The sequence below is a fragment of the Streptomyces sp. NBC_00353 genome, from assembly GCF_036108815.1.
In the GTDB taxonomy this organism is placed as follows: Bacteria; Actinomycetota; Actinomycetes; order Streptomycetales; family Streptomycetaceae; genus Streptomyces.
In genome coordinates this window covers 2,376,087-2,388,994 of sequence record NZ_CP107985.1, presented here as the reverse complement: position 1 = coordinate 2,388,994, position 12,908 = coordinate 2,376,087, and the positions used below count along the sequence as shown (strand labels likewise).

The 12,908-nt window shown below is 70.3% G+C and carries 8 protein-coding genes and 1 pseudogene; 4 read left to right on the top strand and 5 right to left on the bottom strand.

Annotated elements, in window-relative coordinates:
• Window positions 1-267 precede the first annotated feature (267 nt).
• On the top strand, window positions 268-1,566 hold the full coding sequence (locus tag OHA88_RS11145; protein WP_328625356.1) for a cytochrome P450: 1,299 nt from the start codon (window positions 268-270) through the stop codon (window positions 1,564-1,566).
• Window positions 1,563-2,816 carry a cytochrome P450 family protein gene (locus tag OHA88_RS11140; RefSeq protein ID WP_443044211.1) on the top strand — a complete coding sequence of 418 codons (1,254 nt, stop codon included), beginning with the start codon at window positions 1,563-1,565 and terminating at the stop codon, window positions 2,814-2,816. The genes OHA88_RS11145 and OHA88_RS11140 overlap by 4 nt, the downstream gene beginning before the upstream one ends.
• A gap of 88 nt (window positions 2,817-2,904) precedes the next feature.
• On the opposite strand, the gene OHA88_RS11135 is transcribed toward OHA88_RS11140, so the two are convergent.
• Window positions 2,905-4,119, bottom strand: coding sequence for an ATP-grasp domain-containing protein (locus OHA88_RS11135; RefSeq protein WP_328625355.1), 1,215 nt, complete (start codon window positions 4,117-4,119; stop codon window positions 2,905-2,907).
• A gap of 43 nt (window positions 4,120-4,162) precedes the next feature.
• Here OHA88_RS11135 and OHA88_RS44570 point away from each other — a divergent pair.
• A pseudogene (locus OHA88_RS44570) lies at window positions 4,163-4,303 on the top strand (carbohydrate ABC transporter permease); the annotation flags it as partial.
• Between the two features lie 207 nt (window positions 4,304-4,510).
• A complete protein-coding gene (locus OHA88_RS11130; RefSeq protein ID WP_326818134.1) occupies window positions 4,511-5,521 on the top strand; it encodes a LacI family DNA-binding transcriptional regulator in 1,011 nt (336 codons plus the stop codon).
• Window positions 5,522-5,575: 54 nt separating this feature from the next.
• Here OHA88_RS11130 and OHA88_RS11125 read toward each other — a convergent pair whose 3' ends face one another.
• Genes OHA88_RS11125 through OHA88_RS11110 form a run of 4 tightly spaced genes read right to left on the bottom strand, consistent with a single transcriptional unit; the run spans window position 5,576 to window position 12,883 of the window.
• On the bottom strand, window positions 5,576-6,283 hold the full coding sequence (locus OHA88_RS11125; RefSeq protein ID WP_328625354.1) for a GH12 family glycosyl hydrolase domain-containing protein: 708 nt from the start codon (window positions 6,281-6,283) through the stop codon (window positions 5,576-5,578).
• Window positions 6,284-6,327: 44 nt separating this feature from the next.
• Window positions 6,328-8,625: a glycosyl hydrolase family 95 catalytic domain-containing protein gene (locus OHA88_RS11120; protein ID WP_328625353.1), complete on the bottom strand. Its 2,298-nt coding sequence runs from the start codon at window positions 8,623-8,625 to the stop codon at window positions 6,328-6,330.
• Window positions 8,622-10,598, bottom strand: coding sequence for a beta-galactosidase (locus OHA88_RS11115; protein WP_328629652.1), 1,977 nt, complete (start codon window positions 10,596-10,598; stop codon window positions 8,622-8,624). Before OHA88_RS11115 ends, OHA88_RS11120 begins: the two co-directional genes overlap by 4 nt.
• Window positions 10,599-10,612: 14 nt before the next feature.
• On the bottom strand, window positions 10,613-12,883 hold the full coding sequence (locus tag OHA88_RS11110) for a sialidase family protein (protein ID WP_328625352.1): 2,271 nt from the start codon (window positions 12,881-12,883) through the stop codon (window positions 10,613-10,615).
• Between the last annotated feature and the right edge of the window lie 25 nt (window positions 12,884-12,908).

Sequence of the window (12,908 nt, the reverse complement as noted above, 5' to 3'; positions counted from 1 at the left end):
ATACATCCCTTCGAACCAAGCACTGGATGTTTGTAAATGCTTGAACATACGTCAGATCGCGCAACTTCTCGCGCGAGGATTCACCATTACGCAGGTGCATGTCAACGGGTGGTTGCGGGGTCCGGTGCGAGTCGGAGGGTGTCGTGATCAGAGATGTGGAGAGAGTGATCGCGATTGGCATCGAAGTTTCACTCTGCATCCCTATAGTGGTGCCGCGTTGATCGTGGGTACGCAACGCGAGTCGCCGCCACCGAAGGAGTCAGCTCGATGACGCGCCCCTCAACCGCCGAACCCACGCCCGCGGAACCGCGGGGCGCCGGCTGCCCCGTTCGGCACCCCGCGGGCGCAGTGCCCCTCAGCGGCCCCGAGTTCCATACCGAGCCCCAGACCCTCTACCGCACCATGCGGCGCGATCACGGACCCGTCGTGCCCGTAGAGCTGCCCGGCGGGTTCCCCGCCTGGCTGATCATCGGCTACCGGGAACTCCACCAGGTCACCAGCGACGGCGAGTTGTTCCCCCGGGACGTCGGGCTCTGGAACCAGTGGGAGCACATCCCCGAGGACTGGCCGCTGCTCCCGATGGTCGGGCGCCCGATGCCGTCGATCTACTTCACCGCGGGCGCCGAGCACCGCCGCCACGCCGAAATGGTGGGCGCCGCCCTGGAGGGCGCGGACCCGTTCGAAATCCGGCGCCACTGCGAGGAGTTGGCGGACCGGATCATCGACGGCATCTGCACGCGCGGCGCGGCCGATCTGGTCGCGGATTTCGCCGAACCGCTGCCCGTGCTGGTCCTCGCCCGGCTCGTCGGCTTCCCCGACGCGGAGGGGGCGGCCATCGCCCGGGTGCTGAAGGACCTGGCCGACGGCGGGCCCGAGGCGCAGAGCGCGTATGCGCGGTTCGGCGAGCACATGCAGCGGCTGGTCGCGGCCAAGCGGGCGGCGCCCGGGGACGACGTGACCTCGCGGATGCTTGCGTACCACGAACCGTTCACCGAGGAGGAGTTCGTCCTCGACCTGATGGCCATCACGGCCGCCGGACATCTGACCACCGCCGACTGGATCAGTAACTCCCTGCGGCTGATGCTCACCGACGACCAGTTCGCCGACTCCCTCTCCGGCGGCCGGCACAGTGTCGCCGAAGCGATGAACGAGGTCCTCTGGGAGGAGAGCCCGACCCAGATCCTCGCCGGCCGCTGGGCGGCCCGGGACACCCGGCTCGCCGGCCGGTCGATCCGGGCCGGGGACATGCTGCTGCTCGGTCTGGGCGCGGCCAACTCCGATCCGCATGTACGGCAGCACCTCTCCACCGGTCACCCGTCCGGCCAAGGTGGCAACAGTGCCCATCTGGCGTTCAGTTACGGCGAGTACCGCTGCCCGTTCCCCGCCCAGGAGATCGCCGAGACCATCGCCCGTACCGGAATCGAGGTGCTCCTCGACCGGCTGCCCGATCTCGCCCTGGCGGTTCCCGCGCAGACGCTCGTCCGGCGGCGGTCCGCCTTTCTGCGCGGGATGGAATCGCTGCCCGTCCGGTTCAGCCCCGTACGTACGACAGGAGACTTCTCTTGAACTGCCCTCACGCCGCTGCCCACGAGGCAGCCTCGGCCGGCGCGACCGTGGTCATCGACCCCATGGTCCAGGACCTGGACGGTGAGACGGCGCGGCTGCGCGACGCCGGACCACTCGCCAGGATCGAGCTGCTCGGTGTGCCGGCCTGGACCGTCACCCGGCATGCCGAGGCCCGCCAACTGCTCGTCGACCCACGCCTGGTGAAGGACATCGGCGCGTGGGGGCTCTGGCAGAGCGGAGCGGTGACCCACGCCTGGCCGCTGATCGGCATGATCGATGCCGGGCGCTCCATGTTCACCGTGGACGGCGAGGAGCACCGGCGGCTGCGCACCAAGACCTCCCAGGCGATCACGCCGCGCCGCCTCGAAGCGATACGACCGGACATCGAGAAGTTCACCGAGGAGCTGCTGGACGCTCTGGCCGAACAGGGCAAGAACGGCGTGGTCGACCTCAAGTCCGTGTTCGCGCAGCCGCTGCCGATGCGGGTGGTCGGCATGCTGATGGGCGTCGAAGAGTCCCAGCACGCGATGCTGACGAAGAAGTACAAAGCCTTCTTCTCCATGCTCACCCCGCACGAGGAGCGGATGGCCCTGCTCGCCGAGCTGGACGTCTTCTATGCCGGACTCGTCCGCGAGAAGACCGCTCGGCCGACGGACGATCTCACCAGCGCGCTCATCCTTGCCGAGGAGGGCGGGGACCCGCTCACCGAGGAAGAGGTGGTCGGCAATCTCAAGGCCATGGTGGCGGCGGGGCACGAGACCACCATCGGGCTGATCCTCAATGCGGTACGGGCCCTGCTCGCCCACCCCGACCAGCTGCGCAAGGTCCTCGACGGCGAGATCCCGTGGGAGACGGTGATCGAGGAGACGCTGCGCTGGGACACCCCCACCACGCATCTGCTGATGCGGTTCGCCACGGAGGACATTCAGGTCGGCGACAGTGTGATCGCCAAGGGGGAGGGGGTCGTCATCTCCTACCGGGTCATCGGCCGTGACGTCGAGCAGCACGGACCGGATGCCGACGCCTTCGACATCACCCGGCCGACCCCGATCCGCCACATGACCTTCGGCCACGGCCCGCACATCTGCCCGGGAGCGGCACTCTCGCGGGTGGAGGCCGGGATCGCTCTGCCTGCGCTGTTCGGACGTTTTCCCGGGCTGCGGCTTGCCGTGCCGGACGAGGAGCTCCGCAAGCTGCCGGTGATGACGCAGAACGACATGGAGGCCTTCCCGGTGCTGCTGAACGGATGAGTGAGGACGGGGGCCGCGGCTTCGACATGGTGCCGTCGGCCCCTCCTTCCGGCAGGCGAGGGCGCCCACCGGCGGCGGCTGAGGCCCGTCAGGGGATCAGCTTCCGTACGTCCGCTACGGCCGCCGGCAGCTCCGCCGGGTCCTCGGTGACGACGACCGCCACCACCGTGTCCGTACCGGGCCAGTCGGCGGCGAGCGTCACACGGGGATGGGCGAGCGCGGTTCCGACGAGCTCCGTCACCGGTCGCCCGGCCTTGGGGAGCAGCACCATGGCCGCGCCTCGTGTGGGTTCGGCGAGTTCGCCGGAGAGTTCACCGGTGGTCAGCAGCGTGAGCAGCGCCTCGTAGGGCCGTACGGCACCCTGGCGGCCCAGCGGGATCAGATGAGAGTTGATCAGATCGCCGCCGAGCCGTCCGTCGATCTCCAGTACGACCGGCCCTTCGGCGGTGAACCGCAGGTCGACGTGGAAGCCGCCGGTCCGCAGGCCGACGGCGAGAACGGCCCGCTCGGCGGCCCGCTTCAACTGCGCCACCTGCGCGTCCGTACGAGCGGACGGCACGGTCGTGGCCCAGGAGGCGGACAGCGGACCTTCCAGGTACTTGTCGGTGACGCCGAGGATCCGAACGGTGCCGTCGGCGACGAGCCCGGAGACGGAGTGCTCGGAGCCGTCCGCGTACTCCTCCACCAGGAAGTCGGTGGTGCCGGTGTAGTTCTCGGCGGTCAGCTTGAAGACGTCGTCCAGGTCGGAGTCCGCGGTGATCAGGGCGATGCCCCGGCCGCCCGAGCAGTGGGCGGGCTTGAAGACCAGGGGCTTCCCCGACGCGCCGAGGGTTTCGACGGCGGCCCGGAGGGCGTCGGGAGTCGTACCCGACCGCCAGGCCGGGTTCAGCCCGTACGGCTCCATCGCGCGGCGCTGTGCCACCTTGTCCGTGCTGACGGCCGCGGCCGCCGTGCCGATGCCCCGGACCCCGAAGTCCTCGGCGAGCCGCGCGGTGAGGCCGACGTGCCTGTCACCCCAGCAGGCGACGGCCGCCGGGGCCTCGTCGGGCGCCGCCCGGGCGGCCTGGTCCGCGAGCGGGGTGGTGCAGTCGAAGGAGCCCCGCTGCTCCGCAGGGAGCCCGGTGTGGCTGACGTCGGAGTCGGAGGACACATGGACGCGCAGCCCCAGCGCGGTGGCGGCGTCCAGCTCCGCCTGCCACTCCAGGGGTGAGCGGCGCAGCCCCAGATAGAGCACGGTGGGTGCGTCGGGCCCCGACGCCACCGTCGTGAAATGGGCCACTGCCGACGTCACTTGGTCAGACACACTTCTCACCTGTCATCCTTGCGTTCGCGCCCGCCGCGAGAGAATCGGCACGTGGAACAACTTCCTGTGGCCGTTCCTCGTCACCACCGCCCCGAACGGTATGACGCTGTCCGTCGGACCGGTCAACCAGACCTCGTACGGACTTCGGTACGCGCAGATGATGGTGTCCGTCGTCATCGCCGGGCGGACCCGGTCGCCTGGGCCTATCTGCGTCAGGTTGTGTCGAAGCGCTTCGACACAACCTCTGGACTCGCTGTGAGAGTCAGTCTAGGCTCGATCTGTCCGTGCATGTCGCAGGCGCGTAAGTCGGAATCGAAGCGCTTCGCCAAAACTGTCGGTACGTGTCAAAGTGTGTGCCGGAATCCGCCGTCGTCCTGTGATGGAGAGCCGAATGGTCACCCTTGCCGAGGTCGCCCAGCATGCCGGAGTCTCCGCGAGCACGGTGAGCTACGTCCTCAGCGGGAAGCGGTCCATCTCCGTGTCCACCCGGGAGCGGGTGGAGCGAAGTATTCAGCAACTCGGATACCACCCCAACGCTGGAGCCCGCGCGCTCGCCAGTAGTCGGTCCAACATCATCGCACTCATGGTGCCGCTGCGCACCGACATGTATGTGCCCGTGATGATGGAGATCGCCATCGCCGTCGCCACCACCGCTCGTGCGCATGGCTATGACGTCCTGCTGCTGACCGGGGAGGAAGGCCCGGCGGCCGTTCGGCGGATCGCGGGCAGTTCGCTCGCCGATGCCATGATCCTGATGGATGTGGAGCTGCACGACGAACGCCTGCCGCTGCTCCTGGAGAACGACCGGACCGCCGTGCTGATCGGTCTGCCTGCCGAGACCGACGGGCTGACCTGCGTGGACCTCGACTTCGAGGCGACCGGGGCGCTCTGCGTGGAGCACCTCGCCGGGTTCGGCCACCGCGAGATCGCGGTGATCGGCGAGGCGGCCGCGGTGTACGAGCGGCACACCGGGTTTGCCGAGCGGACGATGGACGGCGTGCGGACGAAGGCGCAGCAGGCCGGGGTGCGGGTGCTGCACCGGCCCTGCGAGGGCGGGTACGCGGCGATGGAGCGGACGCTGGCCCGGATCTTCGACGAGCGGCCGGGCACCACCGGCTTCATCGTGCAGAACGAGTCGGCGGTCGAGCCGCTGCTCAATCTGCTGCGTCAGCAGGGGCGCGCGGTGCCCGAGGACGTGTCGGTCGTCGCCATCTGTCCCCAGCAGCTTGCCTCCGAGGCTTCCGTGCGGCTCACCTCGGTCGCCATACCGGCACAGGAGATGGGGCGGCGCGCCGTCGAGCAGGTCGTCGCCAAGCTCGCCGGCCGCGGCACGGACGAAGTCGAGCTGCTGGCACCGGAGTTGACGGTGCGGGCGAGCAGCGGTCCCGCGCCCGTGCGCTGACATCAGGCAGCGAACGAGCCGGCCCCGCGAGGGGCCGGCTCCTTCCTGTGCGGGTCAGCTCGACGAGACGCTGAAGCTGTTCGTCGTGAAGTCCAGGCCGCCGGACGACGAGGTGATCTCGTAGCCGAACTGGACGTCACCGATGGTCTCGTTGCCCCACCAGCCCTTGGTGTCCTTGATCCACTTCAGGATCGGCAGGACGTCCACCGTGCCCGAGGTGGAGTCCGAGGTCCGCAGGAACGAGAACACCTGGTTGGCGCCGTTGTCACCCTTGTAGACGGTCCAGGTGTGGCCGCCGAGCGTCACCGTTCCCTGTGAGGTGCCGAGTGCGCCCACCGCACCGTTGTAGTTGACCCAGAGCATCACTTCGTAGTCGTAGTCGGTGTCCCAGATGTCGTACGACGTGTTGTAGGCGCCGGACGAGGGGACGGTGACGTTGTAGCTGCTTTTGAGTGACGCCATCGAGGTGATGGACTTGCCGACGACCTTCTTGGCGTTGGGGTACGACTTGATGCCGCCGGTGTTCGGGTGGTTGGCCCAGACCCCCCAGTTGCTGGAGGAGTTGACCCAGATGGTCTGGGAGCCCGCGCCGGAACCCCAGATGTTGTTGTAGAGGGTGTATCCGTCGCTGGTGGTGTAGTTGCCCCACTGGTCCGAGGAGGACCAGATCGCGGCCTGGGCAGGTGCGGCGGCGAAGCCGATCAGCGCGGCGACCGCGGCCGCCGGTGCCAGTACGAACCTGCTGAGGATGCGTCGTGCCATGGTTGTCCCTTCCATGGTGCGGGGAGTTGGGGTGGGGGGATGTGCTACCGCGGCCTCAGAGTGAGGACGCGGTCCACGCCGGCCGTCAGGTCCAGCAGAGCAACGGGAGTTCCGGCGGAGGTCTCGGTGGGGGGCTCGGCGCAGCGCCGCGTCGCGGCATCGGTGAGCGTGAGTCCGACGCCCGCGCGTACATCGACACGGGCGTCACGGGTGGGGTGCAGGACGACCTTGGCGTGACCGTCGTCGCACCAGGACAGATCCACGCGGGCGCCGAACCTGGTGCGCACCCCGCGCAGTTCGCCGGACGGATACGTGGCGGGGAGCGCGGGCAGCAGCACCAGCCGGTCCGGGGTGGACTGGACGAGCATCTCGATGACCGCCGCGGGCAGTGCATGGGCGGCGTCCGCGTTGTAGACATCGCGGGACGGATAGTGCGAGCTCATCAGCGAGGCGTGGAAGAAGTCGCCGCCCAGGACGGCGTCGAGCGCGTCCAGGGCCCGCGTACCGTCCCGCAGTCGTGCAGCGATCAGCGCGTGGTGCAGATGGCCATGGGCGGAGTCGTTCTCCGCACCGCGCAGCTCCAGCGCGCGGTGTGCGGCGCCCGCCAGCTCCGGGGTGTCGTACGGGTTGATCACGCCCAGCGGCCATACCGGGTAGAGATGGCTGAGGTGCCGGTGGTCGTACGTCTCCTGCAGGCCCGGCCAGGCCCATTCCGCGAGCGCCCCGTCCTCGTTGACGCGGTACCGGGGGAGCCGGTCGGCGAGGGCGCGCCAGCCGCCTGCGGCCGGGTGGCCGGGGGAGTGTCCGGCCGCGGTGGTCAGGGCGTGACGGGCCGCCGCGATGTCCATGGTGGCGTTGATCGTTCCCCAGCTCGCGTTGGCGGGGCGGTTCTCCGGTGAGTACGAAGGGACGATGGCGAGGGTGCCGTCCGAGGCGTGCCGGGTGAGGAAGTCCTCGTAGAACTCTGCCACTTCGGTGAGTGCATCGGTCAGCCAGGGGTCCGTGACGCCGGTGGTCTCGGCGTGCTCCAGAAGGGGCTGCAGCAGCCAGTCCGCACCCGCGGTCCACAGGTGCAGCGGATAGGCGCGCTGGAAGTGGCGGGTGTGGCCGGACTCGCCGTCCGTGTGTGACGGGGCGACGATCCCCCGGGTGCCGAAGAGCGCGCGGGCGTTGTCCCGCCAGTCGGCCAGCTGGCCGCGGATCAGACCGGCATGGGCTTCGGAGACCTCCGGCAGCGCCGCCGCTGCGGCCGACGCGATCTGGAGATTGAGATTGGCGTTGGTGGTGAACGCACCGGACCAGGCGGTGTCCCAGTCGCCCGTCCAGAGACCGGTCAGCCGTGGCGGGAGCGCCCCGGCGGCGGAGAGCAGGTGGTAGCGGCCCGCTGCGAACAGCCGCTCCAGGAGTGCGGGGCTGTCGGGGCGGCGTATCAACTCGCTTCCTGAAATGGCGCGTTCGCTCGCCTCGGCATGCAGGGTGAGGGTGGCGCGTTCGTAGGCGGTGCGGTGCAGGGGCCGATGCCGGGCGAGCAGCGTCTCGTAGTCGGCGTACGGCAGGGCTCCCCACTCCTCGGCGAGGTCCAGGTCGCCCGTATGACGCCGCACCCGGGTCAGCAGCAGCAGAGTCCGTGCCCCGTCGATACGGATGCCCTCGCCCGAAACGGTCACGGATCCGCGGTCCACCCAGGCCACGGTGACGCCCGTGTAGGCGAGATCGCTGTCCGGGTAGCCGGCCCGCAGGGCCAGCCGGGCGCCGTCGGCCGTCAGTGCGGTGCTGCGGCCGATCGCGAGACGCGGCGGTGCACCCGGCAGTGCGTGGTCCAGGGTGAGCTCCGCGGTGAGCCCGAACCCGGTGATGCACTGGACGATGACGTCGTCGGCCCGTGAGACGAAGACCCGGCTCCGCCAGTCCTCGTGCGACGCGCAGATCTCACCGGTGGCGAAGTCGACGGTGCGGCGGTAGCCGGCCGTCCCCGGGCGACGGTCGACGGGCGCCGGCAGGCGGCGGACCCGGGTCTGGAAGGCGGGGTGGAACGGCTGGACCCACAGCAGCGGGTGCTCCGCCCCGAACTGTTCGGCCGCCGTCGTGTCCCCGGCGAGCAGCGCGTCCTGGAGGTGCTCCAGCCGGTCTGCGAGCCGGGGCGGGCGGGCGTGCTCGCTGCCGTTGGGGCGGACGAGGGTGTGATGGTTGACGATGACCCGGTCGTCGGCCGGATCTCCGTACACCATGGCTCCGTGCCGGCCGTTGCCGCCGAGGAAGGCGTCCTCCCAGCGGACTGCGGGGCGTGGCTCCCAGGTGCCGTCGCGGCCCGGGGCGCCGGCCTCCGTTCCTGCGGCGGTCACGGGGTTGCGCCGCGCAGCACGGCCACGCCGTAACGGCCCAGCTCCAAAGAGCCGTTGACCGCCGCCCCGGTCAGCAGATCCACCTGTGCACCGGGAACCGGTACGGTGACGCTGCCCCGGCCGTGGTGCAGCAGGAACAGCAGATCGCCGCGGCGGACCGCCTCCACACCCTCGGGCAGCCCGGCCAGCACCGGCCCCGCCCCCGCCTCGGCCGCCACCCGGCCGAGCAGGGCGCGCAGCGCCTCCGGTTCGGGCAGCGTCGATACGTAGTACGCGCGGTCGTTGCGCACCACGGCGGGCAGCCCGTCGAGCTCGCCGCCCCGGTATGCGGAGACGACCTCAGCACCCGGAGCCGCTTCCAGCTCCTCCGACCAGACCGAGGCCTGGAAGCCATCGCACTCCACCGTGGTGTCCGCGTCGAGCGGCCACCACTCGTGGAGCGTACGGATGCCGCACAGCTCACGCAGCCGCGCATCCATGCCGCCCGGCCTGATCCGGTCGTCCGCGTCGGCTATCCCGCTGAAGAAGCCGCAGACCAGTGTCCCGCCGCCCCGTACATAGGCGACCAGGTTGTCGATCGCGGCATCCGTCAGCAGATACAGCTGTGGCACGGCCACCATCCGGAACCGGCTCAAGTCGGCCTCCGGACGGGCGAACTCGGTGCAGATTCCGGACTCCCACAGGGCCCGGTGCCAGCTCTGCACGATCTCCGTGTAGTCGAGGAGCTTGGACGGCCTGCCCTCCTGGGCGCCTGCCCACCAGGAGTCCCAGTCGTGCAGGATGGCCACCTCGGCCGGGATGTCCGCACCGCTCACCGCTGCCCCGATCGTGGCCAGTTCGGCGCCGAGCTGCTTGACCTCCCGGAACGTGCGGCCGTTCTCGCCCGCGTGCGTGACCATCCCGGAGTGGAACTTCTCCGCGCCCTGACGGGACTGCCGCCACTGGAAATAGCAGACGGCATCGGCGCCGCGCGCCACCGACTGGAGCGACCAGAGCCGGTTGAGGCCGGCCGGTTTGGGATGGTTCACGCCCCGCCAGTTCACCGGTCCCGCGGCCTGTTCCATCAGCATCCACGGACCGGTCGCCTGGGAGCGCGTCATGTCGGAGAGCATCGCGTTGTACTGGGCGCCCTGCGGGTCCTTCGGGTCCGGATAGATGTCGACGGAGACGATGTCCTCCTGGGCCGACCAGGCCCAGGCGTCCTGCCCCGACCACAACGGCATGAAGTTGGTGGTCACCGGGATGTGAGGGGTGTGCCGGGCGACGATGTCGCGCTCGGCCAGGTAGCACTCCATCAGCGCGTCGGACGTGAACCGCTTGAAGTCCAGCACCTGCGTCGGGTTCTTCATGTACTGCGCCTTGCGCGGGGGCAGAATCTGCTCCCATGTGTCGTAGCGCTGGCTCCAGAAGGCCGTTCCCCAGGCCTCGTTGAGCGCCTCGATGGTGCCGTAGCGGCCGCGCAGCCACCGGCGGAAGTGCGCGGCGGTCCCGTCGCACCAGCAGTGCGTGCAGTACTCGTTGTTGATGTGCCACACGGTCAGCGCCGGATGATCGGCGTACCGCGCCGCCAGGTCCTCGGTGAGGGACGCCGCGTAACGCCGGTAGACCGGCGAACTCGCGCAGAACTGCTGCCGCGAGCCGTACCAGACGACCGAGCCGTCCTCGCCGCGCGGCAGCGTCTCCGGGTGTTCCGCGCCCATCCACGGCGGCGGGGACGCGGTCGGTGTGGCGAGCACGACCCCGATGCCATGGGTGTGCATCAGATCCATCAGACGGTCCAGCCAGCCGAATTCCCGGGCACCCGGGCGTGGTTCGATCTTCGCCCAGGAGAACACCCCGAGGGTGACGGAGTTGACCCCGGCGTCCTTCATCAGCCGTACGTCGTCCTCCCACACCTCCTCGGGCCATTGCTCGGGGTTGTAGTCGCCGCCGAAGAGGATGCGGCCACGGGCTGCGTCGCGCAGGGACGGCATGGACTTCTCGTTCCTCATTCCGGGTCTGCGTACTGGATGCCGCGGCCATTGGTGCCCAGGTAGACACGGCCGTGGATGCGGGGATCACCGGTGATCACTTCGCCGGTCCAGCCCCACTGGTGGTTGTCGTCGTTGATCCGGACCCAGGTGGCGCCGGCATCGTCCGAGCGCAGCACCGCCACCCCGTCGAAGGTGGCGGAGACCCGGCCGGTCTGGAAAATCGCCGGGTAGGAGTCGCGGACCCGGCGGCCGGACTTCCTGGGGCCGGCCGGCGCGGCCGCGCCGAAGCCCAGTGCGTGCGAGGCCTGGCAGCCCGCCACGGCGCTGAAGGTCAGTCCGCCGTCCGTGGACCGGAACAGCCCGTTGTCCTTTGCCGACAGCCACAGGTCACCGCTGCGGCCGGGGGCGGCAGCAAGCTTGAACTGGACGTCACCGGAAGGGAGTTGTGCAGCGCCCTGGGTGAACGTCGCGCCGGAGTCGGTGGAGCGGAACACCGCCCCGGTGTCCGTGTCGTACACATAGAACCGCGTCGGGTCGAGCGGATCGGCCAGCGGTGTGCCGCCCTTGGGGAAGGTGGTCACCTCGGTCCAGGTCGCGCCGTTGTCCGTGGAGCGGTGGGCCGGATACTTCGTGCCGTCCCAGTGGATGAACGACCAGAGCAGAGTCTCCCCGTCCGCCCCGACCGCGACCGGTCCCGGGGCCGCGGCCGCGATCTCCGGCTGCGCGGCGAACGGCTGCCAGCTGCTGCCGCCGTCCTCGGAGTACGCCCCGGCCGCACCCGAGCCGGACGGCCAGCCCGTGCGTACGACGTAGGACGGTTCGAGCGCGGCCAGTGCCAGACCGGTGGCGGTACCGAAGACCGGGTTCGATGCCATGCCACGCGACGGGGACGCGGTCAGTGACTCGTGGTACATGACGCCGATGTCGCCCAGTCCGCTGAGCAGTCGGGCACCGTCCGTCGGCGGGGCGATCAGGAACTTGACCGCGGACTCCTCCAGGCCGCGGATCTGCGGCGCCCAGTGGACGAGATCGCGGGTCCCGAAGATCGTGGCGCCCGTGCCGAACACGATGTGCTGCGAGTCGTACGGATCGACGGCCAGGGCCTGGATCCACCAGCCGAACTTGGCCGCGTCCCCGCCCCAGCGCAGATACGGCGTCTCCGACACATCGAGGACCGCCGTGTCCTTCAGCGACGTCCAGGTGGTCCCCCCGTCGGTGGACCGGAACAGGGTGTCGATCTGCGACCACCGGTTGTTGGTGGTGACGACCACCGTGCCGGCCCGCCCGGCGTCGACGGCGACCCCGCCGTACCCGAAGCCGTCCCCGGTGCCGGAGTCCGGCGCCACCGGAGTGACATCCGTCCAGCTGCCCGTGACCGTGTCGAGGCGGTGCACCGAGCCGTCGGACTGACCGTTGGGGCCCGGTGCGTCCGCGTAAGTGACGTACAGAGCATGGGTGTTGGTGTCGTACGCCGCCCGGATCGGTACCTTCGACGCCGCGACACCGCCCGACGGCTGACCGGGCACCGCCTCCCAGCCGCCGGAGGCGTTCGTACGGTGGAGAGGCGTACCGCCGTCGCCCCAGCCCGCGTACACCGACCGGCCCGCGGCGACGAGGAACATGATGCCCTGGCCGTTCGCCGACGGTGTGGCAGGGAAGTCGGCCGTCGCCCAGGTGGCGCCCCGGTCCGTGGAGCGCAGCAGCCCGTCGTGGCGGGTGCCGAGCCAGAGCTGCTCACTGTCGCACGGGTCGACGAGCAGCCGCTCACCGGCGCCTCGCCCGTCCTCGTTCGCCCCGAGCCGCACCGTCAGATCCGTGCGGGCCCAGGTCGCTCCCCGGTCCTCGGACCGCAGCACCGCACCCGGTCCGGCCCACGACTGGGCGTACGTGCCGAGCGCGAGATACAGCCGGTCGGGGTGGGCCCGGTCGACGGCCAGCGCCTCGACGCCCAGCAGGTTCCAGTCGTCCCAGCCCAGTTGGTCCGTGAGCGCGGTCCAGCGGGACTGCGTGTCGTCCCAGCGGTAGGCCCCGCCGATATCGGTACGGGCGTAGGCCAGTCCCTTGACCGACGGGTGGAACAGCAGACCGGTGACGAAGCCGGTGCCGCCGATCGCCGCCGTGCGCCAGCGGTGGGCCTGGGCCCCCTGCACCCCATGAGGCGTCCGCCGGCTCGCGGCGTGGGCGGCGGCGGGAGCCGCGACCGGCAGAGCGACGGCCGCAGCCGCGACAGCTGCTCCCGCCAGCACGGTGCGACGACTGGGCGTGGGCGCGGACGAAGCGCGCATGGCGAACACCTTCCGGTGGAGGAAA